Below are 26,518 nucleotides of genomic sequence, written 5' to 3'. Positions count from 1 at the left end.
GCGACTGACCCTCGGGAACAGTCCTGCGCCGAGACCTGCTCCGGAACCGGGGACCACCGAACAGCCGACCACCCGTTCCGCCCGCTGCCCGCTGCCCGCTGCCCGCTGCCCGCTGCCCGCTGCCCGCTGCGGAGCATCGCCGCCGAGGCGTAGGCGAGCGCGCGTCGGCGGGCCGACGAACTCGTAACGGCCCGGACGGTGCGCGACCGCAGTGACCGGATGCGCCGGATCAGCGCGCGGCTAGGCGCAGCACGTCTTCCACCATGGCCGAGGCGGCCTCGACGTCCGCCGGGGGGAACAACCCGATGCTGTGCACTCCGGCGTCCTCCAGCTCCTCGATATGGGCCACCGCGTCCTCGAAGGTGCCGACCGGGCCGAGTTCCCGCCACCACTCCGGCGGCATCGTGCCCAGCCCGTCGACGCCGTCGCGGGTGAAGAGGTCGAGAAGGTCAGGGAAGAAGGACAGCACCGTGAGCCCCGGCGAGGGGTCGGCCAGCTGCGAGGCCAGCCACGGCGCCATCCGCCGGTAGGCCGTGGTCCGGTCCTGCTCGATGCACAGGAAGGAGAAGGCGGCGACGTGGAAGTCCACCGGGCTCCCCGCCTGCTCGATCGCGGCGCGGACATAGGACGGGCTCGCGGGTTCGGCGAGCACTATCCCGCCTGCGGCTCGACCGGCGACCGCCAGGGACTTCGGACCGCGCACGCCTGCCAGCAGCGGCGGCGGCGTGGCGGGCGACTGGTCGAGGGCGACGCGATCCAGCCGGACATAGCGCCCGTCGACGGTCACCTCCTCCCCCGCCAGCAGCCTGCGCACGGCGGTGAGGACCTCCTCCAAGGCGGTCAGCGGGGAAGCGGGTCGCACGCCCATCTGGCGCATCCAGGACTGCACGCCGTGGCCGATGCCGGGCAGCACCCGATCGGGAGCCAGTCGGCAGAGCGTGGCGATCTCCATTGCGGTGATCGCGGCGTTGCGGGCGACGGCGGGCAGGATGCCGATACCCACCGTCAGCCGCTCGGTGACGGCCAGCGCGGAGGCGGCCAGGCTGATCCCGGCGGTGTAGAAGCAGTCCTCGATCACCCAGAGCTGGTCCGCGCCGCCCGCCTCCAGCCTGCGGGCGAACTCGGTGACCTTCGACGGTTCGAAGGTCCGGTCGAAACACATTCCGATGCTCGCGCGGCGCGTACTCATGATCTCACCCTAGATGCGGCGGGTCCCGCCGAGCGGTCAGAACGCGCGGCGACCGAGATGCGTCCGCCTGCCTTCGGCGCGGTCGACCGCCCCGGCCGGGCAGGCGACAAGAAAGGCCCCGACCTCATCAAGGTCGGAGCCTTCTCGGTCTTCACCGGCGCGAACCCTCCGGCGGGCTCCGGGCGGGCCCGCGTCAGAACAGGGTCGCGATGGTGGAGGTGCCGGGAATCGAACCCGGGTCCTCCGTCGCCTCACCAGGACTTCTCCGTGCGCAGTCCGTCTTGTCTCTACTCGGCTCCACCGGTCTCACGAACTAGCCGGTGTGACGAGCCCAGCCGCTGTAAGTGTCCTACCAGGCCCCGCGGCCAAGCCTGGTAGTTGAGCCTCCTAGCTGATGCCGGGGTCCGGGACGGAGGCGTTCCCGGTCCGACAGAGTAATTCCTCGCTCAGGCAGCGAGGGCGTACTCGGCGCGACTCTTATTGTCGGCGCTTATTGATGTGCGGCGACGCTCAAGGTGGTCTCCCGCCTGCACCTGCACGCTTCTCCTGGTTCAACGTCCGAAGTCGAAACCGTTCACCCCCTCGTAGGTACTGCACCCAGCATAACGTGTCGAGGGTCGGCGATCATTCCCATTTCCCGCAGAACGCCCTGACCTGGCACTTCCACGCCATCGGCCAGGAGCGGACCCGGCGTTCGAGCAGCCTGCGGAGGCGCTGGGAACCGCCCGACATCGGTCTGCGGAGGCTCGGACACCCCGCTGCCTGCCGGGCGGCATCGGTTGTCGGACGGGCAGCGCTTGACCGAGGACCGCCCGCGCCCGCCGCAGGAGCGACGAGTCCGCCGCAGGTCAGACGCGCCCCTTACGGGCCCGCCCGTAAGCCCTGGCGATCTCGCGGTCGGCGTCGCGCCGAGCGATGTCCTGCCGCTTGTCGTGGGCCTTCTTACCCTTGGCCAGCGCCAGCTCGACCTTCACCTTGCCGTCCTGGAAGTACATCGCCAGCGGCACGAGGCTCAGACCGCTCTCCTTGGTCTTGCCGATGAGTCGCAGAATCTCCCCCTTGTGCAGCAGGAGCTTGCGGGCCCGGCGCGGCTCGTGGTTGGTCCACGTGCCCAGCTCGTACTCGCCGATGTGCAGCCCCCGCAGCCAGACCTCGCCGTCGTCGACCGTGGCGAAGGCGTCCGCGAGCGAGGCCCGTCCCGCGCGCAGCGCCTTGACCTCGGTGCCGACCAGCACCACACCCGCCTCATAGGTGTCCTGGACCTGGAAGTCGTGTCGGGCCTTCCGGTTCGACACGATCACCTTGCGTCCTTGTTCCCTGGCCATGTCGACGACTCTAACCCGCTCGGCAACGGCATTTGCGTCGACGGCGCGAGCCGGTGGGAGTGGTTCTCGACGAGCCGCCCTCTGCGCCGCGACGCGCCATGGACGTCCTGCCTCGTCGCCTCTGGTGCCGCCGGCCCCGGCAGGCGACGGCGGTGCGCCACCGAGACAGCGGCGACGCAGGACGCCTGCTGCGACGGGAGTTGCGCATCGTGCCGTCGCCTTCTCGAGGGGTGGGGTCACACATCTCTCGTTCTCCATGCAGGTCGCGTGCGGAGATCGGAGCCTCGTTCCCCGTCCGGGCGTCCTGGTCCGTCGCAGGCGCCCGACCACGACCGCCCCGCCGTCGTCGGCGCAGTCCAGACAGACCCGGCAGCAGCCGGGGTCGATCCCGACCGAGGCTCGGCAGTGCAGGTGTTCCACCCGATCGATATCTTGCCTAAATCGAACACCTGTTCGATCATCACATCATGACTTCTCACCGCACATCCCGACCACTCGACAGCCGCCGCAGCGCGCCCGTGATGGCGGCGACACTGATCGCCGGGCGAGCCGCCGATGCGGCGTCGTTCCCGCACCGCCCGCCGCACCGAGTCGCCATCGGCAGCGCATTGCCGTCGAGGACGCCGCAGCGCGCGAACCCCCGTCCCAGAGAACAACTCGCCCTGTCGACCCGGTGCCCGCCCACCTGGTCGAGAAAGCCGGACGGGCCGTCTCTCGTGAACTGAAGAGACGGCCCGTCGAGACGCAGGCCGGGACGGACCCCGGCCGAGGACGGCGCCTAGGTCCGCACGTAGAGCCGGAGGGTGACGTACCCGGTCACCGCCGAGATCGCCACCGCGACGCCCAGCAGGATCGGCGAGACCAGCAGCACATCGGCCATGCCGAGTCGGGGGATGATGCTCGCCTCGATGGGCCCCTGAAGCACTCGATCGAGGAAGGTGAACTTCGCGACCACCATGCCGCCGATGGCCAGCAGCGAGCCGATCACGCCTGCGACCACGGCCTCGATGAGGAAGGGCAGCTGGGTGTACCACCGACTCGCGCCGACCAGCCGCATGATGCCCACCTCGGTACGTCGGGTGAACGCCGAGAGCTGGATGGTGTTCGAGATCAGCAGCAGCGCCGCCACGGCCTGGATCAACGCGACCGCGAACACGGCGTTGCGGACCCCGGCGAGCACCTCGAACAACCGGTCCAGATAGTCGGCCTGGTTGGCGACCCGGTGGACACCCGGCTGGCCTGTGAACTCGGCTTCCAACGCCGGATAGCGGTCCGGATCCTCCAGCTTGATCTTCAGCGCGGCGGGCAGGGACTCCGGACGGGTCAGGTCGACCAGCTCCGGCTGGCCCTGGAAGAGCTCGACGAAACGCTCGTAGGCCCGGTCACGGCTCTCGAAGTCGACCGTCTCGATCCCGGAGGAGGCCTGGACCGACGACCAGAGACTGGCACAGGGCTCCTGCGTGCAGTCCGAGTCGGTCGCGCTGACGTCCTCGGTCAGATAGATGTAGACCTCGACCCGTTCCTGGAACAGGTCCTCCATCTGATCGATCATGCGAACGACGAGCAGCCCGCCGCCGAGCAGGCCGAGCGAGATCGCCGTGGTGAGGATCATCGCGACGGTCATCGTGACATTCCGGCGCAAGCCGGTGAGAACCTCGCTGAACACGAAACTGGCGCGCATGGGGGGCTGCGTTCCTCGAATCCGGGGGCGGGGGCGGGGGCGGGGCGGAAAAGGGGGGGCCGAGGTCAGGACATCAGGCTGATCGGGGCTCAGCGACCGACGCCGTAGACGCCTCGCGCGTCGTCACGGACGACCTTGCCGAGCTGGAGTTCGACGACACGCCGTCGCATCGAGTCGACGATCGAGTGGTCGTGGGTGGCCATCAGCACCGTCGTCCCGGTGCGATTGATCCGCTCCAGCAGCAGCATGATGTCCTGGCTCGTGTCGGGGTCCAGGTTTCCGGTCGGTTCGTCGGCCAGCAGCACCAGCGGCCGGTTGACGAAGGCCCGCGCGATGGCCACGCGCTGCTGCTCACCGCCGGACAGCTCGTTGGGCATCCGATCGGCCTTGCCGTCGAGCCCGACGAGCTGGAGGACCTCCGGGACCACCTTGCGCACGGTGTTCGGCGGCTTGCCGATCACCTCCAGTGCGAAGGCGACGTTCTCGGCGACCGTCTTGTTCACCAGCAGCCGGAAGTCCTGGAAGACGCAGCCGATGCGCTGTCGGAGTCTAGGGACTCGACGACGTGGCAACTTCGTCAGATTCCAGGTGTCCACGTGGATGGAGCCCTTGCTGGGCAGCTCCTCGCGCAGCAGCAGACGGAGGAATGTCGACTTCCCCGAACCGGACGGCCCGATGAGGAACACGAACTCGCCCTTGTCGACGTTGACCGACACATCGTCGAGGGCGGGCCTGGTCGACGTCTTGTACGCCTTGGAGACGTGCTCAAGCCGGATCACGGGGCGTCATCCTACTCTCGTGGCACTGTGGTACCTCGAATCGCCCAGAGCTGTCACCAGGCGTGATGATCAACGCTGCTTCGGCTGCGCAGCGTCGCGATACCATCACTCGCTCTGCTTACGCCACCGGATTCCGGCCTCCAGGAATCCGTCGATGTCGCCGTCCAGAACGGCACCGGGACTGCCGACCTCGTGTTCGGTTCGCAGGTCCTTGACCATCTGATACGGGTGCAGCACGTAGGTGCGCATCTGATTTCCCCAGCTCGACCCGCCGTCGCCCTTGAGCGCGTCGATCTTGGCCTGATGCTCCCGCCGCTGTCGCTCGAGCAGCTTCGCTTGCAGGACGCCCATCGCGGTCGCCCGGTTCTGCAACTGGGAGCGCTCGTTCTGACACGAGACGACGATCCCGCTGGGCATGTGGGTGATGCGCACCGCGGAGTCGGTCGTGTTGACGCCCTGGCCACCGGGACCGGACGAGCGGTAGACGTCGATCCGCAGTTCCTTCTCGTCGATCTCCACGTGGTCGGAGGGCTCGACGACGGGAACGACCTCGACGCCCGCGAATGAGGTCTGGCGGCGGCCCTGGTTGTCGAAGGGCGAGATCCGCACGAGTCGATGGGTGCCCTGCTCGACCGACAGCGTGCCGTAGGCGAACGGCGCGACCACCTTGAAGGTGGTCGACTTGATGCCCGCCTCTTCGGCGTAGGAGGTCTCGAAGACGTCCGTCCGGTAGCCGTGCCGCTCCGCCCAGCGCAGGTACATCCGCATGAGCATCTCGGTGAAGTCTGCGGCGTCCACACCGCCCGCCTCGGCCCGGACCGTGACCAGCGCATCGCGCTCGTCGTACTCGCCGGAGAGCAGCGTCCGGACCTCGACGGAGGCGATGTCACGCCGAAGACGATCCCGCTCGGCGTCGGCCTCGGCGACCGAGCCCGGATCGCCCTCTTCCTCCGCGAGCTCATAGAGCACGCCGAGATCGTCGAGACGACTGCGAAGGCGCTCGACCCGACGCAGCTCCCCCTGACGATGAGCGAGTTGGCTGGTGACGTCCTGCGCGCGTTCGACGTCGTCCCAAAGGCCGGGCAGCGCCGCCTCCTGCTCCAACTCCTCGATGCGAGCCCGCAGGTCTTCCAGGCCCATCACTGCCTCGATGCTGCTGAGCGTGTTGGACAGTTCCTTGAGATCGGCTGCGACATCGGGATTCACGGCTTCGAAGGGTACGCGGCAGGCGGCCCGGTTCGCTCAAGTGGGAGGTCAGGCACCGGGATCGCCGCCGCTGTCAGCCGAGTGGAATGGCGTCCACCATCTTCACCAACGCCCGACTGTGACCGACGGCGAAGTCTGCGGCCGCCTTGGCATACGGGTCACCGTCCGCCGCCTTGGCCGCGGCCTTCGCCGCATCGAGGCGGGCGACGGCCATCGGCCGGGCTCCCTCGACGAGCTTGCGCCGCTGTCGACTGGTGAGGCTTCCGGAGTGAGCGAGCCGCAACACGAGCGGGCTTCGCACGCTGTCCTGCCCGACGTCGGCGTTCAACCAGGAACGGAACGCCCGGCGGCCTACGGGGGTGATCACATACTGCTGAGAGGATCGGGGGCCTTGGCGCCCGAGCTTCAGCAGCCCTTCCTCAGCCAACACCGGCAGCTCGCGGTATACCTGGCTGCGGGTGACGCTGAAGAACACGCCGAAGCGCTCACGCGCTGCGGCTACGAGTTCCCCGCCGGTCATCGGTCCCTCGTGTAGCAGACCGAGCAAGGCGGCTGAGGTGGCGTTCAACTCCGACACTCCTTCACGGTGCCACGGGGTCGCAATGCTGTCCACAGTGGCCGAAGTCCTCGCTACGCCCCCGGTCACCAGGCGGGTATGACCCGAAAGAGTGAGTCGCGGAGCGAATGTCTGCCGCCTGCCGCCACTGCTGTCCCCAGCGCCACTTCCATCCCGGTCTGCACCACCGGTCGGGTGCATCCCGGCTCCAGCCCGAATTACGCCGATCGGGATCGGCCGCCGACCAGCCTGCGCCCCCTCCCGACGCGGTCCGCTCGGCCGCCGCCGAATCGCCTGGCCCGCCCTGCCACAGATTCGCGACTCGCCCCGGCGGCAACACTCGGCCCACACCCCGGCCACTGCCGCCCGCCGAATCGCCTGGCCCGCCCTCTCGAATCGCGCGACGTGCCGCTTCTCAGATCGCGCAGCCCGTCGCGATGCCGACTCGCGCGGCCTGCCGCTCTCACAGACCGCGCAGCCCACCGCATGTGCCGACTCGCGCCGCCCACCGCCCTCCGAGACCACGCAGCCCACCGCCTCACACAGCCCGCAGCCCGGCAGCCCCACTCTGAACCGCCCGGCCCACCCCCTTTCAACTCACGCTGACCACGGCCCTCCAGATCGCGCGGCTCGCAGAGGTGTTCGACAATCCGCACCGGCGACGAGGAGGAACGATGGCCGACATCGGCTCCGGGACGACGACCACTCCGCCATCCGGCGTCCGCGTACCCCTCGCCATCGGCACGCTCATGCTGGCGATGCTCCTCGCCGCGCTCGATCAGACGATCGTCTCCACGGCGCTGCCCACCATCGTCGGCGACCTCGGCGGCCTGGCACACATCTCGTGGGTCGTCACCGCCTACATCCTGGCCGCGACGGCCTCCACGCCGTTGTGGGGCAAGCTCGGCGACCAGTACGGCCGCAAACACCTCTTCCAGGCCGCCATCCTGATCTTTCTCGGCGGTTCTACGCTGTGTGGGCTGTCGCAGGAGATGAGCCATCTGATCGCGGCCCGCGCCGTGCAGGGACTCGGCGGCGGCGGGCTCATGGTGCTCACCCAGGCCAGCGTCGGTGATATCGTGTCGCCTCGCCAGCGCGGCAGGTACCAGGGGTTCTTCGGCGCCACCTTCGGCATCGCCAGCGTCGCGGGGCCGCTGCTCGGCGGCTTCGTCGTCGACCACCTCTCCTGGCACTGGGTCTTCTACATCAACCTGCCGCTGGGCGTCCTGGCGATGATCGTCATCGCGCTCGTGCTGCCCGCCAAGACCGTGCGCGAACAGCACAAGATCGACTACCTGGGCACGGCGTTGTTGGCGGGCGTGGCCGTCACGCTGGTGCTGCTGACCTCCTGGGGCGGCACGAGTCAGCCCTGGGGCTCACCGGTGATCATCGGATTGGCGATCGGCGCGGTCGGACTCCTCGTGCTCTGGGTGGTGACCGAACGTCGGGCGGCCGAGCCGGTGCTGCCGCTGCGCCTGTTCTCCGACCGCGTGTTCTCGGTGGCGGTCGCCATCGCATTCATCGTCGGCTTCGCGATGTTCGGTGCGCTGACCTACCTGCCGCTCTTCCTCCAGGTCGTCCACGGGGTGACGCCCACGATGTCCGGCGTGCACCTGCTGCCGATGGTGGGCGGGCTGTTCCTGACCTCCCTGACGAGCGGCCAGCTCATCACCCGCTACGGGCGCTACCGCCTCTTCCCGATCGTGGGCACCGGACTGGTCACGATCGCCATGGCCCTGCTCTCGACCATGAGCGCACAGACCTCCACGCTGGTCATGTCCCTCTACTTCTTCCTGTTGGGATTCGGTCTCGGCTGCGTGCTTCAGGTACTCGTCATCGCCGTGCAGAACAGCGCTCCCTACCCGGATCTCGGCGCGGTGACCTCGGGAAACACCTTCTTCAGATCGATCGGCGGCTCCTTCGGGGTCTCCCTGTTCGGCGCAGTGTTCGCCAGCAGGCTGGCCGCCGAACTCACGGCCGCCGACCGGCGGTCACCGCTGCCGCCGGGCGCCGACGCCCAGACCCTCCAGGCGAACCCCGAGGTGGTGAGCAGGCTCCCCGCCGCGCAGGCCCAGGAGGCGATCAACGCCTACGCCGACGCCATCGCGGACGTCTTCCTCGTCGCCACTCCCGTCGCGGCGGTCGCGTTCATCCTCACCTGGTTCCTCCGGGAGGTCCCACTGCGCGAGGCGACCAGGACCGCGGACCTCGGCGAGAGCGTCGGCGCCGCGCCCTCGACGCTGAGCTCGCGGGAGCGCCTGGACCGCGCATTGTGTCGACACGCCGATCGAGACATGCGACGCGACTACTACCGCCGACTGGCGACGAACGCCGGTGTGGACCTCCCGCCAGGCCCCTGCTGGCTGCTGTGCAGCCTGTATCGAGCCGGGCCGGGCACCGGGACGGAACTGGCCAGGCGGGCGGGCACCACCGTCGAGGAGGGCAGGCCCTTCGCCCAGCGGCTCATCCAGGATCGGCTCGCGAGCGCGCAGGACGGCATCCTGATTCTGACGGAACAGGGCGCGCAGGTCGCCGAGCGACTCCTGGAGACGTGCAGACAGAGTCTGGAGGACTTCCTGATCGACTGGTCGCCGCAGTTGCACCCCGAGCTGCGGGAGATGCTGGTGATCCGCGCCAGGGAACTGCTGGGCCACGAGTCCGACCGGCCGGTCACCACGAGCTGAGCAGGCCGAGGCATGGAGGTCATCGGACACACCCGGCCCGTCGGCGGCGAGCCGTCGGCCGGGCGAGCGACCGCAGCCGGGTGATCACGGCGACGATCGAGGCGGAGCCGGGCCGAGAACTGACCGAGAGCGGTGAGGCTGCTCCGACGGGACCGCGCCACCGCCACCGGGAGACGGTCACGGAGTTCTCGAGGGACCGCGACGGCGTGGCCCCCGACGAGCACGTGTCCGGGGCCGAGACCGGGGCCGGACCACAGCCCAGAGCGCGGTGAACAGGCCCCTGACATGCGAGAAGGCCCCCGGACGAATCCGGAGGCCTTCTCACTGGTAGCGGGGACAGGATTCGAACCTGCGACCTCTGGGTTATGAGCCCAGCGAGCTACCGAGCTGCTCCACCCCGCGTTGCAATTACTACCCTACAGGGTGCGGTGCCGATCTCCAAATCGGCACCGCACCAGGGCCGATACTCAGCCGCCGCCGCTGCCTGCCAGCTCCTCATAGCGTTCGATCGCCGTGGCCAGGTCCTCGTAGGCCTGGCCGAGGTCGGCGAAGTCGCCGCTCTGCTGTGCCGAGCGGACCCGCTCCAGGGCGTCGTTCATGTCCGTGACGGCCTCGTCGAGGTCGGCAGGCACGTCGACGCTGCCGCCGTCCTCGTCATCGCCGGGCGGCACGCCCTGATCCTGGGTGGGTGGTGGCGTCTCCTCGCCACCGTCCTGCCCGTCGTCGCCGCCGGGCAACTCGCCCTCGACGTCCTCACCGGTGGGATCAGTGGCACTCTCCCCGGCTCCCGTGCCGAAGACCTGATCGAGCGCCTCCGAGAGCGTCGCGGCGTAGCCGACGCGGCCCTCGAAGCTGACCAGGACCCTGGCGAGCTGGGGGAACGAGGACTCCTGGTTGACCCGCTCGATGTAGACCGGCTCCACGTAGAGCAGACCTCCGCCCACCGGCAGGGTCAGCAGGTTGCCGAACTGGACGTCGGTCGCCTGCTGTCTCAACAGGTTCAGCTCGGTACTGACGTCGGACGACGAGACGAACTGCGTCTGGACCTGCTGTGGACCCTGTGTCTGACTGTCCTCCGGCAACGTGAGAACCGTGATGTCGCCGTAGTTCTCCGGATCGGAGTTCACCGTCATGAAAGCCGAGAGGAACTGCCGGTTGAGGAACACCATGGCGCTGGTGAGCTGGAACGCCGTGTCGCCGCTCTCCAGGTCCTCGGCGAGGATGTAATACGGCGGCTGCGGGGTGTTGGCGTCGCCGGGGTCGTCACCGGTGGTCGGGTCCGAGGGCACGTTCCAGAAGCCGACGTTCGAGTAGAACTCACTCGGGTTGTCGACGTGGTACCGCGAGATCAGGTCCCGCTGCACCTTGAAGAGGTCCTCCGGGTACCGGAAGTGCGCGCGCAGCTCGTCGGAGATCTCCTCCATGGGCTGGACGACGTCCGGGAAGGCACCCCGCCACGCGTTGAGGACCGGGTCGTCCTCGTCGACCTCGTACAGCGTCACCGTGCCGTCGTAGGCGTCCACGGTGGCCTTGACCGAGTTGCGGATGTAGCTGATCTCCCGGTCCGGCGGCCTCGGCACACCGGGCGCCTGGCTCACGCTGTCTGCGGTCGCCTCGGCGAGCGGGGTCCGCTCGGAGTACGGGTAGTTGTCGAGCGTCGTGTAGGCGTCGACGATCCAGGTGATCCGTCCGTCGACCACGGCCGGGTACGGGTCGCTGTCAACGGTGAGGAACGGTGCGACGTCGGCCACCCGGTCCCGAGGATTCCGGTTGTAGATGATCCTGGATTCCGAGCCGATCGCCTCGTTGAACAGAATGTTCCGCTCGGCGTGATAGGCGGCGAAGACGATCCGGTTGAACCAGTTGCCGATGCCGACGCCGCCCTCGCCGGTGTAGAGGTACCGGCTGTTGTCGGTGTCGTACTCGCGGTGCGTCGACTCGTCCTCGGGGTTCTCGGCGCCGACGATCGCGTAGTCGGTCACCAGCTCCCCGAAGTAGGTCCGGGGCTGATCCACCGGGATGTCGCCGTTGCCGTCGTTGCTGACGTCGCTGAACGTGAAGTTCGGGTAGCCGCCCTGGCCGCCCGCGTCGGCGAGCGCCGAGTTGACCTCGTTGGCGGGCGCGGCGACGAAGCCGTTGCCGTGCGTGTAGACGAGGTGCCGGTTGATCCAGGTGCCCTGGTTCTCGGCGAGCCCCTCGGTGTTCATCTCGCGCAGGGCAACGACATAGTCCTGCGTCTCGCCGTCGACGGTGTAGCGGTCGACGTCGAGCTGGTCGGGGAAGCCGTAGAAGTTCCGTCGCTGCTGGAGCTGGGTGAACGTGTCGGTGAGGACGCTCGGGTCGAGCAGCCGGACGTTGGGGATCGTCGCGGTGTCCTCACGCAGGTCTTCGGGAGACAGCTCGCTGGTGCCCTCGTAGTCGACGAAGTTGACGTCGTCGATGCCGTAGGCCGCTCTGGTCGCCGCGATGTTGTTCTCGATCGACGGCGCCTCGGCGACGTTGGCGTTCGGCCGCACCGAGAACTGCTCCAGCGCGGCAGGCCACAACGCACCGAGCAGCACGCTGGACACCACCATCAGCGCCGTCGCGATGGCGGGCCACTGCAGGTTCTTGCGCACCGCGCCGACGAAGAACGCCGCCGCACAGATGACCGCGATGCACATCAGGATCAGCCGGGCGGGCAGCACCGCGTCGAGGTCGGTCGCGCTCGCGCCGGTGAAGTTCTCATTGCGCTGGGAGAACAGCAGCGCGTACCGGTCGAAGTAGTAGGCCACCGCCTTGAGCAGCACGAAGCTGCCTGCCAGCACGGCGAGCTGCACCTTGGTGGCGTCGGTCAGGTCGCCGCCCCTGCCCGCGAGCCGGATGCCGCCGAACAGGTAGGAGGCGATCACCGAGCCGACGAAGCCGACCGCGATCGCGATGAAGCCCCAGTTGAGCAGCCACTGGTAGAACGGCAGGTCGAAGGCGTAGAAGCCGATGTCGAGCCCGAACTGGGGATCGACGTCGCCGAACGGCGTGGAGTTCAGGAAGAGCTGCGCCGTCTGCCAGTTGGCCTGCGCCGCGAGACCCGCGACGAGGCCCGCGATCACCGGAATTCCGATGCCGACCAGCTTGATCCTGGCCGTGATCGCGGAGCGGTACCGGGCCACCGGATCATCGGGGCCCGCGACCGGCGCGAACACCGGACGATGGCGGTACGCAAGGTAAAGACACAGCGCCAGCACGCCGGCTATCAGCACTCCGACGGCGAAGAACAGCGCGATGCGGGTGAACAGCACCGTGGTGAACACATCGCGTCTGCCGACTTCGCCGAACCACAGCCAGTCGACGTAGGTACTCAGAAGTCGTGAGCCGCTCAGCAACAGCAGGAGCAGGATTGCACCGACTATGACGAGGATTCGGCTCCGGCGGGAAAGCTTCGGCATACTGACCGGGCTCCGCATCGCCACAGGGCACGCTCCAGGATCGGGATCAGTTCCACCGGACGGACCCAGGGTGATGAGCAGTCCGTCCTGCAATGTCCAACTCTACGACGAGGGTCCGAAGTTCCCGTCACCCCCATGACAACACGGACCTCACACGACACCGGCTACTGACAAGGACTTTGGCACCGTGGTCAACGAGCCCGCTCCCGATCTGTCCGCCACGCTGCCCGCCGCCGCGCGCGAAGTGGAGGACTTCGTCTCCACCGGCGGCTGGGATCAGCCCACCCAACTCTTCGCCCTGGTCCGAACCGAAGAGCTGCTCTCGCGGGAACCGGGACTCGCGGACCGGATCGACAGCGCGGCGTCGCTGACGCCCATCGCCCAGGACGAGCTGCCCGATGGTGATCTCGGCGAGGCCCTGGCAGGCATCGTCTGGCCGGACGGCGTGGACGGATGCGCGCTGGCGCAGGAGATCGTGGTCCTGCCGCCGGAGGCCGAGGCGGAACTCCCCACCGATGAGGACGCCGAACTGGCCAGGCGCATCGCGGCGGAGCACCCGCACCGCAGGGAGGCCAGGGTCGTCGCCGCCGTGCTGCGCGACGGCACTGCGGCGTGCGTCCTGCGACTGCGCGGCGAGGCGGCGGGCGAAGGAGACGAGGAGATCATCGAACATCCCGAGCTGGCGCCCAACCTCGTCGACGCGCTGCGGGCGACCTTCCGGCCCTGATTCCCCGGCGGCGCCGATGTCTGCTCCGCGCCGATTCCGCGACGGCGACCGGTCGATCCCGTGATCCGGCCGTCGCGGAACGTCGGCGCGAGAGGTCGGCGTCCGCGACAGTAAGACGGCGGGACACCGGTGCGCCGCAGAGTTCGGTCATTCGACGCCGAGCACGCGAGCCCTCGGCGTCGCGAGGTCGAGCGCGGCCGAGGCCTCCGCGGTCGGGCGCGACGGCGGGTGCCGATCAGCCGCAGGTGGGAGCGTCGCCGCCCTCGGCAAGGCTCTCCAACGAGTCGATCGCGCCCGCCAGCGTCTCCACCCGGACCAGTCGCAGACCGTCGGGCGCGTTGGGCACCGCCTCGACACAGTTGTCGGCGGGCACGAGGAACACGGTCGCGCCCTCCTCCCGCGCGGCCCGCATCTTGAACTGGATGCCGCCGATCGGGCCGACTCTGCCGTTCGAGGTGATCTCGCCGGTCCCCGCGACCGTGGCGCCGCCGGTGAGGTCGCCCTCCTCCAGCTTGTCGACGATCGCGAGCGCGAAGATCAGGCCCGCCGAGGGCCCGCCGACCTCGGACAGCTCGATGTCGATGTCGAAGTCGACCTCCGGCTCGGTGACGGGAACGATGCCGAGGAAGCCGTGGGACCGGCCCTCGTTGGCGCCGAGTACCACCGTCTCGGTGCGCTCCGCACCGTCGCGGGAGATCACCACGCTCACCTCGTCGCCGGGCGCGGTCTCGGTCAGCGAGTCCTGCACCTGCTGGTCGTCGACCGTCTCGGTGCCGTGCACGGAGAGGATGCGGTCGCCCGGCTCCAGCACCCCCTCGCTCGGCCCGTCCGCGACGACCTGGCCGACGGAGACGAAGGTGGGGTAGCCGAGGTGGCGCAGCGCGGCGCTCTCCGCGCTGGTCTGCGAGGTCTCGAAGGCCTGTCGGTTCTCGTTCTCGACGTCCTCCTGCGTGCGGTCCGGCGGGTAGAACTCCTCCTCCGGCGCCAGCGCGTATCGACCGCTCCCCCACAGGCCCAGTGCGCCGAACAGAGACAGCTCCGTGGTGACCGAGACCGTGGTCATCCGCAGTTGACCATCCGGCGCGAAGACGTCCGGTCCCTCGCCGATCGAGATGACCTCTTCGGCCTCGCCGCCCTCGCCGAGGGTCATCTCACCCAGCGTGTCGTAGGTCGGTCCGGGACCGAGCGCGACGTAGGGCACCCTGACGAAGGCACCGAGGAGGCCGAATACGGCGACCAGCAGGGCGCTGACCACAAGGGTCCAGGTTCGGCGATTCACGCACCAGAGACTACGGAAATGACACTGCCGAGGATGACCGGAGTCTTCGGTTCGGTGTTCGCCACGGGCTGATCCGCGTGCGTCCTCTCCTCGCGTACGCCGACGACCCGCCGCGTACCGTGGGGGTATGACCGATCTGCCGTTTGGGTTCAATCCGCCGGATCCCGAGGACCGGGGGGACCGCAACAAGCCCTCCGAGCGCCCCGACGGGAATTCAGGCGCGAACCCGTTCGGCTTCGCAGGCGGAATGCCGCCCGGGATGCCCCCTGGCGGCATGCCACCCGGGATGCCGCCGGGGGGGATGCCGCCCGGCTTCGACATGAACCAGCTCGGGCAGATGTTCAGTCAGCTCGGACAGATGTTCAGCCAGGCGTCCCAGGGCGGCGGCGGCCCGGTGAACTACGACCTGGCCAAGCAGCTGGCCTTCCAGCACCTCGACTCGCAGGGCCGCCGGGAGACGCCGACCTCGGCGCAGCGCACCGCCGCGAGTGACGCAGTGCGGCTGGCCGAACTGTGGCTGGACGAGTCGACCACGCTGCCCGTGGGGGCGCGGCTGGTCGAGGTCTGGTCGGCGAAGCAGTGGGTGGAACAGACGCTGCCCACCTGGCAGCGGCTGTGCGACCCGGTGGTGCAGCGCATCTCCTCCGCCTGGGTCGAGACGCTGCCGGACGAGGCGAAGCAGGCTGCGGGCCCGCTGCTCAACATGCTCGGGCAGATGGGCGGCATGGCCTACGGCTCGCAGCTCGGCGGCGCACTCGGCCAGCTCGGCGCCGAGGTGCTCAGCGCCACCGAGATCGGGCTTCCCCTGGGCAAGGAGGGCGTCGCGGCGCTGCTGCCCGCCAACATCGAGCGATTCACCGGCGGGCTGGAACGCCCGGCGCACGAGGTCCTGGTCTTCCTGGCCGCCCGCGAGGCGGCGCACCACCGGCTGTTCACCCACGTCTCGTGGCTGCGGCAGGGCCTCTTCGGCGCCGTGGAGGAGTTCTCCCAGGGCATCCGGGTCGACGTCTCCGCGATGGAGGATCTCGCCACCAAGATCGACCCGAGCAATCCGGCCTCGCTGGAGGAGGCGATGCGCTCCGGGCTGCTCGAACCCGAGCGGACGCCCGCCCAGGAGCAGGCCCTGGTGCGGCTGGAGACCCTGCTCGCGCTGGTCGAGGGCTGGATCGACGTCGTCGTGGGCGATGCGGTCGGCGAGCGGCTGCCCGGTGCGGACGCACTGCGCGAGACGCTGCGGCGGCGACGCGCCAGCGGCGGCCCCGCCGAACAGACCTTCGCGACCCTCGTCGGGCTCGACCTGCGTCCCCGACAGCTCCGGGCGGCGGCGACGCTCTGGCGCGGCCTGTCCGACCGGCACGGCAAGGAGGCCAGGGACGCGCTCTGGGATCACCCGGACCTGCTGCCGACGGCCGAGGACCTCACCGAGCCGGTGGAGTTCGTCGAGCGCTTCGGCGCCCACCGAGGCGAGCTGGACGACCCGCTCGCCGCGTTGGAGGCCGCCCGCCGCAAGAAGGAGTCCGAGTCCGGCTCCTCGAGCGATGCGGGCGGGTCCGGGGCAGGCGGGTCGAGCGCGGGCAGCTCGGAGGGCGACACGCCGCGGAGCAGGCCCGATTCCGAGGATGACTCCGACAAGTGACCTCGGACTAGGGCACCACGTGTCGTTCGCCTCGCCCGATCCTCCCCGGCCGCGTCCGACCACCGCTCTCGGTCCCCGAGCACTGACGACGTCGGAACGGCAGCGCAACGGCTCGGCATCCTGGTGATCGGGAGGCTGCACACGATCCCGGCGGCGCCGCCTGCGTCGAGCGGTCGGCCGGGACGGTTTCGGTGGCCCCGACGGCTCGGCGTCGGCATCGCCATCCCGGCGACGACGGGCGGCCGTTCGCAGGCCGCTGACCGGCGCGGTCCGGACGAGCAGTCTGCCGCCCGAGGCATCGCGACCGGGGAGCCGAGCTGTTCGCTCCGAGTGGCATCCGCGTCGTCGCCGCCTGCGAGAGTCGGACGATGGTCGGTTGAACCGGCACCGAGCCGGTTCGCTGAACCGAGGAGACGACCGGGGCAACGACCGCGGCGACACGGGAACGCTCGTCAGACAGCCGCGCAGAGCCCGTCCCGGACTCGGGGCGCGGGCGGACGTCCCGCCGTGCGCGCTGCACCGGCTTCGTCGGCTCGGCCCGGCGTCGGCTCGGCCCGGCTCATGGCCTGCTGGGCCTCCCGTCGGATCTCCCACCGGTGCCAGACTGCCCCGGGGTGAGTGCACTCGACCGGTTGATCTCTGTCGAGATCCCGCGCAGGAGTGATCCGGCGCCCGCCCGGCCGCCGCGTTCTCCTTCCGCTCACCGCGACGACGACGGTTCGCACCGGTGTCTCCGCGACCTGCGATTCGGCGACGAACCTTCGTGATCGGGTGGGCAAGAACGCCCGTTTGGCCCGCCGAAGCGCTCTTCTCGGTCCGCGCCCGGCCCTCGGCCCGCCACGACCCGCCCGATCGGCGTGAAACCACCGCGCAAGACATGAATCCACCTCGCCTCGGGCCGCCACCCACCTGATCGAGTGGCGGATCGGGGCAGTTGGCGCCGCTGGAGCCGCCGGTCAGGCCTCCGACGGAAGCTGCTCGTCGTCTCCCGAGACGTCCCAGCCTGCGGCGGCTGCCAGGCCCTCCAGATAGCCGACCGCCCGTTCGGCGCGCGGATAGCGGTGCACCAGCGCCCAGAAGTCCGGGCCGTGACCGGGCACCAGCAGATGGGTCAGCTCGTGGATCAGCACGTAGTCCAGCACCCAGCTCGGGACCTCGCGAAGCCGCTCGCCGATCCGGATCGTCCCCTCGCTCGGCGTGCAGGAGGCCCAGCGGGTACGCATCGACGGCACCCAGCGAATCGACGAGGGCTCCGGGCATTCCGGCAGATGACGGCGCATCAGCTCACGACAGCGGGTCAGCAGCGCCGTGTCCGAGGCGCGGGCAGGCGACCGTCGTCGCGTCTCGCTGCGGCGGAGTCGCCCCAGCATCTCGGCGACCCAGTGCTCCTCCTCGGCCCGCGACATCCTGGCGGGCAGCAGCACGATGACGCGCTCGCCCTCCCGATAGGCGGTGACCGTGCGGCGGCGCCTCGCACTGCGGCGCACCTCGACCTGCGGCTCTCCCACGTCGCATACGGTATGCGCCCGGCGTGGCGTCCCCGCCGGGACCGTGGCGCGAGCCACGCTGCGACCGGGCAGACGTCGGTGACGGGAGGTCATCGCGTCGCTACGCGCCATCCCTTCGAAGGAGCCTGCCGAGCCCGCGAGAGTGAAAGGCGGCGACCAACTGTGACATTCGACCGAATGCTTGTTTGGTCACGGCCCTTGTGACCTGCTCAAACTTGACACGCGACACCCCACATGCGCGGTTGAGCATCCACGCACAGGTAGCGTGGCGCCTGGTTCTCGCCCGACGCCGCACCAGGCGCAGGCACGCGGCGGGCACCGCGTGCACGGGCACAGCGAGCAAGGGAGGCAATCGTGGCCGAGACCTACAACGGCTACTGCGTCAAATGCCGCGCGAAGCGCGACTTCGAGGGCAGGGTCGAGGAGTCCAACAACCGACGCATGGCCAAGGGCATCTGCCCGGTCTGCGGTACGAAGATGACCAGAATCCTCGGGAAGGCAGCCTGACCCGGCCGCCGGTCGGGAGGGGCGCCGCCCTGCGTCCGCTCCTCCCGACGTTCTCTGTCGACGGCAGGCCCTCCGTCGGCGGCTCGGCAGCGCCGAGGCCTGTGGACAGCCGTTACCACCGGGCCCCGTCCCGCTGCTAATCGTTAAGTCCATGAGCACGCTCCGCGCCGACGGCCTGCTGCCCGAGCGCCCCCGGCTGGTTCCGGGATTCGACCCCCTCCGCCGCGACGACCAGTGCCTGCAGTTCGGCACCGACACCCGGCGAGCCGTGCTGGTCGACGGGGTGGCGCCGACGCTGGCCGCCAGAGTAGAGCGGCTGGACGGGGAGTTCACCACCGAAGAGCTCCTGCGGGAGTGCATCGCCTCGGGCGGACATCCGACCGCCTTCCTGGCCCTGCTCGGCCAGCTCGCCGCCGCGGGAGTCCTGGACGACGCGACGCGCCACCGTCCCGACTCCCGACGCCTCAGCACCGAGGACGCCGCCTGGCGACGAGACGGCGGCGAACTGGAGCGGGGTGGTCTTCGCAGGCAGGACAGCGCGGTCGCCGTCGTCGGCTCCGGTCGACTGGCCCTCGCCGTCACGGCTCTTTTCGCCGTCTCCGGCGTCGGCTGGGTACGACCCCAGCCGTCCGGGCAGGTCACGCCCGAGGACATCGGCCTCCCGCTCACCGAGGACACCGTGGGCAGGGACCGCGCCGAGACCGCCCGAACCATGGTCGAACGACTCGCGGCGGGAACCAGGACCACTGCGCTGACCGCCCGTCGCAGGCCCGACCTCGTGCTGCTGACCGACTCGCTCGTACCGGACCCGGCCGTGGTGGCCGAACTGGTCGTCGAGCGGACCCCGCACCTGCTCGTCACGGTCGCCGAGGGCGGCATGGTCGGACCGCTCGTCGTGCCCGGCCGATCGAGCTGCCTCGAGTGCGCCGACCGGCATCGTTGCGTAGCCGATCCACAATGGCCCGTACTGGCGACGCAGCTCGCGGGCCGCACCCAGCGAACGGACGCTGCGGGCACCTCGGCGGTCGCGGCACTGGCGGTGGCACAGAGTCTGCTCTTCCTGCACGGCCGGACGGCCGCCGCCCCGCCGTCGGTGTGGAACGCGGCGGTGGAGATCGACCCGTTCTCCGCACGTCTGCGCAGGCATCCTCGGCCGCCGCATCCCGACTGTCCCTGCGGCGCGAGGGGGTTCACCGACCGCTGCCCGGGCGTCCGGATCGATCGCTTTCCGAATCAGCCGCCGAGAAGAGCTGCGTTCACCCCGGAGATCGCGAGAGAATGAAGCCGTGAACGACCTCCCACGTCGGACCGTACAGCGCACTGCGAAGCTCGCCAGCCTGCCGCTCAACGCCGCAGGACGTGTCGCGGCGGGCTGGGGACGACGGCTGGCGGGCCGTAGTGCCGAGGAAGTCAACGCCGACGTCACCGCGAAGACGGCGGAACAGATCTTCGCCGTCCTCGGCCAGCTCAAGGGCGGCGCGATGAAGTTCGGCCAGGCGCTGAGCGTCTTCGAGGCCGCCGTTCCCGATGAGATGGCCGAGCCCTATCGGGAGGCGTTGACCAAGCTTCAGTCCGCAGCGCCGCCGATGCCTGCCAAGAGCGTGCACCGCGTGCTCGCCGAGCAGCTCGGCAGTCGGTGGTCCACCCGATTCGCCGAGTTCGACGACGAGGCGGCCGCCGCGGCGAGCATCGGACAGGTGCACAGGGCCACCTGGCACGACGGCCGCGAGGTCGCGGTGAAGGTGCAGTACCCCGGCGCCGACGAGGCCCTGCTCGCCGATCTTCGTCAGCTGCAGCGGTTCAGCAGGCTGTTCCAGATGCTCGTCCCCGGCACCGAGGTCAAACCGTTGCTGGCCGAGCTTCAGGCGCGGATGGCGGAGGAGCTGGACTACCGGGGCGAGGCCGACAATCAGCGTCGCTTCGCGGCGGGATTCGAGGACGACGAGCATGTGCTGATCCCCCACGTCATCGCCAGCGCGCCGAAGGTGGTGGTGTCGGAATGGGTGGAGGGCACCCCGTTCGCGTCGATCATTCGCGACGGCAGCCAGAAGGATCGCGACCAGGCCGGGCAGATGCTGTCGCTCTTCCACTTCTCCTCCCCGGCGCGAACCGGTCTCCTGCACGGCGACCCGCATCCCGGCAACTTCATGCTCCAGGCGGACGGCAGGATCTGCGTGCTCGACTTCGGGGCGGTGGCCAGGCTGCCCGACGGGCTGCCCAGGACGTTGGGCCGGATGGTCCGGCTCGCGCTGGAGCAGCGATCGGACGATCTGCTGGACCTGCTGCGTGCGGAGAACTTCGTTCAGCCCGATCGTGAGCTGCTCGCGGAGGACGTGCTGGCCTATCTCGCACCCTTCGTCGAGCCGCTGACCAGCGAGGTCTTCCATTTCACCCGGCCATGGCTGCAGAAGCAGGCCGAGCGGGTGAGCAACCTCCAGGGCAGCGACTTCCGCACCGGCCGGTCGTTGAACCTGCCGCCCGACTACCTCATCACCCACCGCGTGACGCTGGGCGCGACCGGCATCCTCTGCCAACTGGGTGCCAGGGTGCCCGCCCGGCAGATCGTCACCGCCTGGCAGCCCGGCTTCGCCGAGCAGTCCTGATCCTTCTCGCCTGCCGAACACTCGGACAGGCCGTCGGCGCGACGCCCGACTCGAGCCGCCCGCCCGGGAGTGACGCCGACCGCCGGAGACGGCGCACTCGCGGGCGGCCTCCGGCGGTGCCCGACCAGTCGATCCCCGCCCTGCGGCTCGGTGGCGGCGCCTTCTCCGTCGACGCGATCCCTGCCGAATGCCCAGCACTCCGCAGTCCCGCGATTCTCCGAGGCCGGGAGCCGCCCGCCGACGACGACCGGTGTCGATCGCCGTCGTCGGAGGAGGCACCGTCGGAGGAGGCACCGTCAAAGGAGGCGTCCGACAACCACGAGGCCCCACGAGCCCGTCGATGCCGGAGATCGCCCGGCGCCCGGCCTCGGCAGGCAGTCACCGAGGTCAGCTCTGCACAAGCTTCATGGAGATGTAGTGGTTGATGCCGGTCATCCTGGTGTGTCGGACCTTCTTCCGCCGGTATTCGGTAAATCCCAGCTTCGTATACAGGCCCAGGGCGGGCGCATTAATGTCTGAGATGTATTCGAGTCGGTAGTCGTCGTACTGCGGCAGGGCGAGCAGATGATGCAGGATCGCCTTCGCCACGCCCCGTCCCCGATACGCCGCCGCCGTCCCGACGAATTCGAGCGACGCGCTGGAGGGCGTCATGTTCGGCACGGCGGTGGAGAACTCCCGCGCGAACACTGCGGAGGCGATCGATCCCTTGACCAGCCCGAAGTGCCTGCGCAGTTGCCGTCCGTCCAGCGTGACGCACTGCTGTCTGCCGTCCGTGCACGCGGTGATTCCTGCCGGGGTCCCGTCGATCAGAGCGACGTAGAAGAGCTCCGGGACCATCATGTGCTCGAAGGCATCCGCGAGGACCCCGAGGTCCTTGCTGAAATAGGCGAAGTCGTCGCGAAAGGCGTCGGAATAGATCTCGGCGATCGTCCGTCGACTGTTCTGGCCGAGTTCGACTGCCGGTATTACCTCGATCATGGTCGTCCTATCGGATCAGAAGGCTCAGTAGGGTCGACGGGGTGGGCACGACGAGCGGAGTGCCCGGCACGAGCCGCATCGTCGTCAGTCCGCTGAGCGCGGCCAGGTAGCAGCTCGCCAGCTCCGCCGGGTCGCCGCTCGTGAACTCGCCGAGGTCTTGGCCCCGGCCGATTAGCGCGATGACGGCGTCGACCATCAGGACGTGCTCCGCGCGGAGCCGTCGGAGCTGGGGCGATTCATCCTGCGTCACGAACGCCTGGTTCATGATCAGGAAGAACTCGGCGAAGGCACCGTCTCCGGTGAGGTCGGCGAGGAAGAGTCGGGTGAACTCGGCGAGAAGCTCGGCGGGCGAGTCATCGCTGTCGAACTGCTCGACGACGCGGTGCAGACCGACCGCCGCGACGTCGACCAGCGCGCCGAAGAGTTCCTCCTTCGTCTCGTAGTGCCGGTAGATCAAGCCCGTGCTGATGCCTGCCACCCGCGCGATGTCCCGCATGCTCGTGGCGGCGAACCCCCGGCGGGCGAAGAGGCTGACCGCAGCGGCCTGCACCTTCTCCAGACTGGCGACCCGCAGGGCCTCGTACTGCTCCTTGGTTCTGGGCACTGACACCTTCACTCGGCTCGATTTTTAAATGAACATATGTTCATTGTAATCATCGCCTGCGGGTGGAGCGCCCCCACCCCGGAACGGGCCCCACCGACCCGGCCGCCTGGGGTCGGACTGGATCAGGTCACCACGCGCATCGTCGCCTCCCGAAGCTGTTCGCGACGGGGCAGCCAGTCGACCGTCCAAACCTGCCGATCGGCCGGGTTCATCGCTTCCAGGCGCCGTCGGCACTGGTCATGGCGCTGTTGCCACTCCACTGAGGACAAGGCGTCGCGATCGGGACCGTCGAGGACCTTGGCCCGGACCAGAGCGACGACGCCCCGCCCGCCGTCGGTCGGCGCCCGAGGCCCGCCGACGGTCACCGAACACACCGTGCGCACCCCGGAGACGACGAAGCCGGGCGGGCCGCCGATCCTCGGATCGACGGCCCGCCCGGCCTGGTTCACCGACTCAGCTCAAGGAGCGATCGGCGGCAGCGACTCGCTTCGCGATGAACGCCGACAGCCTGCGCCATCGGCCGCGCCGTCGAAATCGAGCCGCTATTCGACATCGATGTATCTCGTCTTCCAACTCTCGTATTCGAGCGCGGGTGAGCGCATCCGGCAGATGCGTCATGACGTCGGCGCCGGGGACGTGGACCGTGCGAGCACGCAGGTAGGCGGTGTCGTTCATGCCGCTGCCCCCTTTCCGGTGATGATCGGGCTGTCGGCCTTCCTCGGCCTGCCCCGAGGCCGCTTCTTGGCGATGACCGATCCCCTCTCGAAGATCTCACCGCCCCATACGCCCCACGGCTCCCGCCGGGCAAGCGCACCGGCCAGACACGCGGCCATGATCGGGCAGGTCTCGCAGAGCTGCTTGGCCCGCGCAAGCTCGGCCGGGTTCTCCGCAAACCACAGGTCGGGGTCCTGAACACGGCAGGGCAGCTCGGTCTCGTCGTCGGGAACGGCGACCAGCAGGTCGCCCATACCGACCACGCTGGAGTCGGATTCCCTCGGTCCCGGCAGAACGTCTCGCGCCAGAGAGACGGTCGCGGTAGACATGCGTTCTCCTTCTGATCTTCATCGAATTCTCATCGGGCCCGCGACAGCCCAAGTCGTCCGAAGACGACAAGAAGGCCGCGGATTCCGATTGGAGTCCGCGGCCTGATCGATCAGTCTTACCTGACTAGGTCAGAGACTGCGCTCCTGCGCGGACAGGATGGGTTCGTTCGATGGCGAACGGGCTCACGCCGTTCGGCCGTGTGTCCTGCTTGGCAACGCGCGAAGACAGCGCCCACCCAGAGATGGCCATTGCCACCTGATCGTGAACGCGACGCGCGCGACCGTCTCCCCAGAACACGGCAGTAACCCCGGACAGCCGACGGCCGGGGGTCACTGGGATGTTGAGCTGCCTCATCTCGGCCGCCTCCTTCCGGGGATCGAAGAACGTCACCAGGCCTTCTCGGCCTGCCTGATGCAGGTTATGGGGCGCGCACGGACGCGCGCAACTTATTTTCCGAGGGTTTTCTTGATGATCTTGAATTCATCCGATCACCCGGCAGTCCCTCGACATCTCCGCAGGTGACGGCACCGAGACCGTTCGCGACCCGGTACAGCTCGGCGCCGAAGGCTCACGTCGGACGCGGTGAGTCGACGCCGCAGGACGCCCACCCGCCACTAGTCCGATCAGGTGACATCATCAGGAGCCGGCACCCGCACCGAGCACCAGGGAGATCACCTCACCGCCGAAGCGATCGAGCTTGGTGGCGCCGATCCCGGGAATCCGCACCAGCGCGGCGACGTCGGAGGGACGCTGCTCGGCGATGGCCGTCAGCGTCGCGTCGGTGAGCACCACGAAGCCCGGAACGCCCAGCTTCCGCGCTCGATCGCCGCGCCAGGCACGCAGCCGATCCAGCAGATCCTGATCGAGATCGGCCGGGCAGTGTTCGCACCGGCCCAGCTTGATCGCCATGGTCGCCGTCAACGCCGAGGCGCAGACCCGACACCGGGCCGCCTCGGCACGCGAGGACACCCGGCCCGCACTCGCCCTGCCGATCGAAGACGACGGATGATCCTCCGGAACCAGCCCGTACAGGAAACGGCTACGCCGCCGATAGCGCCTGCCGCCCTCCGCCCTGGCCAGTGCCCACGACAGCGACAGATGGTGCCGCGCTCGGGTGACGCCGACGTAGAAGAGCCTGCGCTCCTCCTCCACTGCGGCGTCGTCCCCGTCGGCCTGGTGAATCGGCAGCGTGCCCTCGGCCAGCCCGACCAGGAACACCGCATCCCACTCCAGGCCCTTCGCGGCATGCAGCGACGCCAGCGTGACGCCCTCCATCGCAGGGGGATGCCGGGCCTCGGCACGCATGTCCAGCTCGATGACGAACCGCGCGAGGTCGGTCTCCGGTGCGATGCTCGCGGTCTCCTCGGCCAGCTCCGCCAGTGCCCGCAACGATTCCCAGCGCTCCCGCGCCGCGCCGCCCTCCGGCGGCTGCTCCCCGAGGCCGAGCCGCGCCAGCACCGCCCGCACCCGCACCGGAAGCGGCCGATCCTCCGACAGCGCGCCGTCGGTGCGCAGGGCCGCCATCGCCTGCCGGACCTCCGGCCTGGCGAAGAAGCGCTCACCACCGCGCACCTGATACGGGATGTCGGCCTCGCTCAGGGCCTGTTCGTAGACCTCCGACTGCGCATTCACCCGGAACAGGATCGCGATCTCGCCCGCCGAGGTGCCCGCCGCGAGGAGGTTCTTGATCCGTCTGGCCACCGCAGCCGCCTCGGCCGACTCGTCGTCGTGCTCGGTGAAGGCGGGCGGCGGACCGGACGGGCGCTGACCGATCAGCCGCAGCCGCGACCCGGCAGGCCGGTTCCGCGCCATCTCGATCACCCGATTGGCCAGCGACACGATCTCCGGCGTCGAGCGGTAGTCGCGTTCCAGCCGGATCACCGCAGCCTCGGGGAAGCGACGCGGAAAGTCGAGCAGCGGACGCGCCGAAGCGCCCGCGAAGGAGTAGATCGTCTGGTTCGCATCGCCGACCACCGTCAGGTCGTCTCGTTCGCCAAGCCACGCGTTCAACACCCGCTGCTGCAGCGGCGTGACGTCCTGATACTCGTCGACCACGAAGCTGCGATAGCGATCACGGAACTCCTCGGCGACGTCGCCGTGCTCCTCCATGACGGCCGCCGTGTGCAGCAGGAGGTCATCGAAGTCCAGTGCGCTCGCCTCGTTCTTGAGCCGCTCATAGGTCGCGTAGACGGCGACGACCTGTTCGGCGGGGGCAGGCGTGGCCCGGTGCACCCGCGCGACGGCGGCGGGGTAGTCCTCCGGGGTGATGAGCGAGGCCTTGCTCCACTCGATCTCGCTCGCCAGGTCGCGTAGCGTCTCGCGATCGGTGCCTGCACCCGCGCGCCTGGCCGCCTGCGCGACCACCGGCAGCTTGCTGTCCAGCAGCCGCCACTGGTCGTCGCCGATCACCCTCGGCCAGAAGTACCGCAGCTGCCGCAGCGCCGCAGCGTGGAAGGTGAGTGCCTGCACCCCCGTGGCGTCCAGCGCCCGCAGCCGGGTGCGCATCTCGGCGGCCGCCCGTTTGGTGAAGGTGACCGCGAGCACCTGGCCCGGTGCGACGTGCCCCTGCCGGACCAGGTACGCGATCCGGCGGGTGATCGTGCGGGTCTTCCCGGTCCCGGCGCCCGCCAGCACACAGACCGGGCCGCGCGGAGCCAGGACCGCCGCTCGCTGCTCCGGATCGAGTCCCGACGCCGGTTCCTGCTGCCCGCCCATCCCGGCATCCTCGCATCGGCGGCGGTCGGGCTCCGCGCGACCTCGGCCGCACGAAGCGGTCGAACACCTCGG

The 26,518-nt window shown here is 69.5% G+C and carries 21 protein-coding genes, 1 tRNA gene and 1 other RNA gene; 6 read left to right on the top strand and 17 right to left on the bottom strand.

The window, feature by feature from the left end:
- Window positions 1-229: 229 nt before the first annotated feature.
- From UA74_RS04980 to UA74_RS04950, 7 genes are all read right to left on the bottom strand, one after another.
- Window positions 230-1,189, bottom strand: a complete 960-nt coding sequence (locus tag UA74_RS04980; RefSeq protein WP_075739262.1) for an LLM class flavin-dependent oxidoreductase — start codon at window positions 1,187-1,189, stop codon at window positions 230-232.
- 210 nt (window positions 1,190-1,399) lie between these two features.
- Window positions 1,400-1,771: a transfer-messenger RNA gene (ssrA, locus tag UA74_RS04975) on the bottom strand.
- 266 nt (window positions 1,772-2,037) lie between these two features.
- Complete coding sequence (smpB, locus tag UA74_RS04970; RefSeq protein WP_075739261.1) at window positions 2,038-2,514, bottom strand: SsrA-binding protein SmpB; 477 nt, start codon at window positions 2,512-2,514, stop codon at window positions 2,038-2,040.
- Window positions 2,515-3,292: 778 nt separating this feature from the next.
- Window positions 3,293-4,195 carry a permease-like cell division protein FtsX gene (gene ftsX / locus UA74_RS04965; RefSeq protein WP_075739259.1) on the bottom strand — a complete coding sequence of 301 codons (903 nt, stop codon included), beginning with the start codon at window positions 4,193-4,195 and terminating at the stop codon, window positions 3,293-3,295.
- An 89-nt stretch (window positions 4,196-4,284) separates the two neighbouring features.
- Window positions 4,285-4,974, bottom strand: a complete 690-nt coding sequence (ftsE, locus tag UA74_RS04960; RefSeq protein ID WP_075739258.1) for a cell division ATP-binding protein FtsE — start codon at window positions 4,972-4,974, stop codon at window positions 4,285-4,287.
- Window positions 4,975-5,079: 105 nt separating this feature from the next.
- Window positions 5,080-6,180, bottom strand: coding sequence for a peptide chain release factor 2 (gene prfB / locus UA74_RS04955; protein WP_075739257.1), 1,101 nt, complete (start codon window positions 6,178-6,180; stop codon window positions 5,080-5,082).
- A gap of 73 nt (window positions 6,181-6,253) precedes the next feature.
- Window positions 6,254-6,757, bottom strand: a complete 504-nt coding sequence (locus tag UA74_RS04950) for a PadR family transcriptional regulator (protein ID WP_075739256.1) — start codon at window positions 6,755-6,757, stop codon at window positions 6,254-6,256.
- 653 nt (window positions 6,758-7,410) lie between these two features.
- Between UA74_RS04950 and UA74_RS04945 the strand changes: the two genes are divergently transcribed.
- Window positions 7,411-9,420 carry an MFS transporter gene (locus tag UA74_RS04945; protein ID WP_075739255.1) on the top strand — a complete coding sequence of 670 codons (2,010 nt, stop codon included), beginning with the start codon at window positions 7,411-7,413 and terminating at the stop codon, window positions 9,418-9,420.
- A 325-nt stretch (window positions 9,421-9,745) separates the two neighbouring features.
- On the opposite strand, the gene UA74_RS04935 is transcribed toward UA74_RS04945, so the two are convergent.
- Together UA74_RS04935 and UA74_RS04930 are read right to left on the bottom strand one after the other, a co-directional pair.
- A tRNA-Met gene (locus tag UA74_RS04935) sits at window positions 9,746-9,822 on the bottom strand.
- A gap of 65 nt (window positions 9,823-9,887) precedes the next feature.
- Window positions 9,888-12,845: a UPF0182 family membrane protein gene (locus UA74_RS04930; RefSeq protein WP_232237632.1), complete on the bottom strand. Its 2,958-nt coding sequence runs from the start codon at window positions 12,843-12,845 to the stop codon at window positions 9,888-9,890.
- 187 nt (window positions 12,846-13,032) lie between these two features.
- On the opposite strand from UA74_RS04930, the gene UA74_RS04925 reads away from it, so the two are divergent.
- Window positions 13,033-13,572: a PPA1309 family protein gene (locus UA74_RS04925; RefSeq protein ID WP_198042925.1), complete on the top strand. Its 540-nt coding sequence runs from the start codon at window positions 13,033-13,035 to the stop codon at window positions 13,570-13,572.
- Between the two features lie 235 nt (window positions 13,573-13,807).
- On the opposite strand, the gene UA74_RS04920 is transcribed toward UA74_RS04925, so the two are convergent.
- A complete protein-coding gene (locus tag UA74_RS04920; protein ID WP_075739253.1) occupies window positions 13,808-14,851 on the bottom strand; it encodes a YlbL family protein in 1,044 nt (347 codons plus the stop codon).
- Window positions 14,852-14,978: 127 nt separating this feature from the next.
- Between UA74_RS04920 and UA74_RS04915 the strand changes: the two genes are divergently transcribed.
- Window positions 14,979-16,487 (top strand): zinc-dependent metalloprotease, encoded by a 1,509-nt coding sequence (locus UA74_RS04915; RefSeq protein WP_075739252.1) that lies wholly within the window; start codon window positions 14,979-14,981, stop codon window positions 16,485-16,487.
- A gap of 956 nt (window positions 16,488-17,443) precedes the next feature.
- On the opposite strand, the gene UA74_RS04910 is transcribed toward UA74_RS04915, so the two are convergent.
- A complete protein-coding gene (locus UA74_RS04910; RefSeq protein WP_075739251.1) occupies window positions 17,444-17,995 on the bottom strand; it encodes a M48 metallopeptidase family protein in 552 nt (183 codons plus the stop codon).
- A gap of 354 nt (window positions 17,996-18,349) precedes the next feature.
- Here UA74_RS04910 and UA74_RS32670 point away from each other — a divergent pair, with 354 nt between their 5' ends.
- The 3 genes from UA74_RS32670 (at window position 18,350) to UA74_RS04900 (ending at window position 21,105) form a co-directional block, all read left to right on the top strand.
- Entirely contained in the window at window positions 18,350-18,502 is a 153-nt protein-coding gene (locus UA74_RS32670) for a DUF5679 domain-containing protein (protein ID WP_169725808.1), read from the top strand.
- A 151-nt stretch (window positions 18,503-18,653) separates the two neighbouring features.
- The gene (locus UA74_RS04905) at window positions 18,654-19,784 is read left to right on the top strand and encodes a ThiF family adenylyltransferase (RefSeq protein ID WP_075739250.1); all 1,131 of its coding nucleotides are present in this window, start codon (window positions 18,654-18,656) and stop codon (window positions 19,782-19,784) included.
- A gap of 4 nt (window positions 19,785-19,788) precedes the next feature.
- Window positions 19,789-21,105: an ABC1 kinase family protein gene (locus UA74_RS04900; protein ID WP_075739249.1), complete on the top strand. Its 1,317-nt coding sequence runs from the start codon at window positions 19,789-19,791 to the stop codon at window positions 21,103-21,105.
- A gap of 387 nt (window positions 21,106-21,492) precedes the next feature.
- On the opposite strand, the gene UA74_RS04895 is transcribed toward UA74_RS04900, so the two are convergent.
- The 6 genes from UA74_RS04895 to UA74_RS04870 form a co-directional block, all read right to left on the bottom strand.
- The gene (locus UA74_RS04895; RefSeq protein ID WP_075739248.1) at window positions 21,493-22,083 is read right to left on the bottom strand and encodes a GNAT family N-acetyltransferase; all 591 of its coding nucleotides are present in this window, start codon (window positions 22,081-22,083) and stop codon (window positions 21,493-21,495) included.
- A 7-nt stretch (window positions 22,084-22,090) separates the two neighbouring features.
- On the bottom strand, window positions 22,091-22,687 hold the full coding sequence (locus UA74_RS04890; protein WP_075743426.1) for a TetR/AcrR family transcriptional regulator: 597 nt from the start codon (window positions 22,685-22,687) through the stop codon (window positions 22,091-22,093).
- A gap of 122 nt (window positions 22,688-22,809) precedes the next feature.
- On the bottom strand, window positions 22,810-23,136 hold the full coding sequence (locus UA74_RS04885; protein ID WP_075739247.1) for a hypothetical protein: 327 nt from the start codon (window positions 23,134-23,136) through the stop codon (window positions 22,810-22,812).
- A gap of 4 nt (window positions 23,137-23,140) precedes the next feature.
- The gene (locus UA74_RS04880) at window positions 23,141-23,362 is read right to left on the bottom strand and encodes a hypothetical protein (protein WP_075739246.1); all 222 of its coding nucleotides are present in this window, start codon (window positions 23,360-23,362) and stop codon (window positions 23,141-23,143) included.
- Window positions 23,359-23,730 carry a WhiB family transcriptional regulator gene (locus UA74_RS04875; protein ID WP_075739245.1) on the bottom strand — a complete coding sequence of 124 codons (372 nt, stop codon included), beginning with the start codon at window positions 23,728-23,730 and terminating at the stop codon, window positions 23,359-23,361. The genes UA74_RS04880 and UA74_RS04875 overlap by 4 nt, the downstream gene beginning before the upstream one ends.
- Before the next feature lie 637 nt (window positions 23,731-24,367).
- On the bottom strand, window positions 24,368-26,446 hold the full coding sequence (locus tag UA74_RS04870) for an ATP-dependent DNA helicase UvrD2 (protein WP_075739244.1): 2,079 nt from the start codon (window positions 26,444-26,446) through the stop codon (window positions 24,368-24,370).
- Window positions 26,447-26,518 lie beyond the last annotated feature (72 nt).

This window comes from Actinoalloteichus fjordicus, assembly GCF_001941625.1.
Taxonomy (GTDB): domain Bacteria; phylum Actinomycetota; class Actinomycetes; order Mycobacteriales; family Pseudonocardiaceae; genus Actinoalloteichus_A; species Actinoalloteichus_A fjordicus.
Note: the sequence above shows the minus strand (reverse complement) of the source record. Positions and strands in the feature narration are given on the sequence as shown.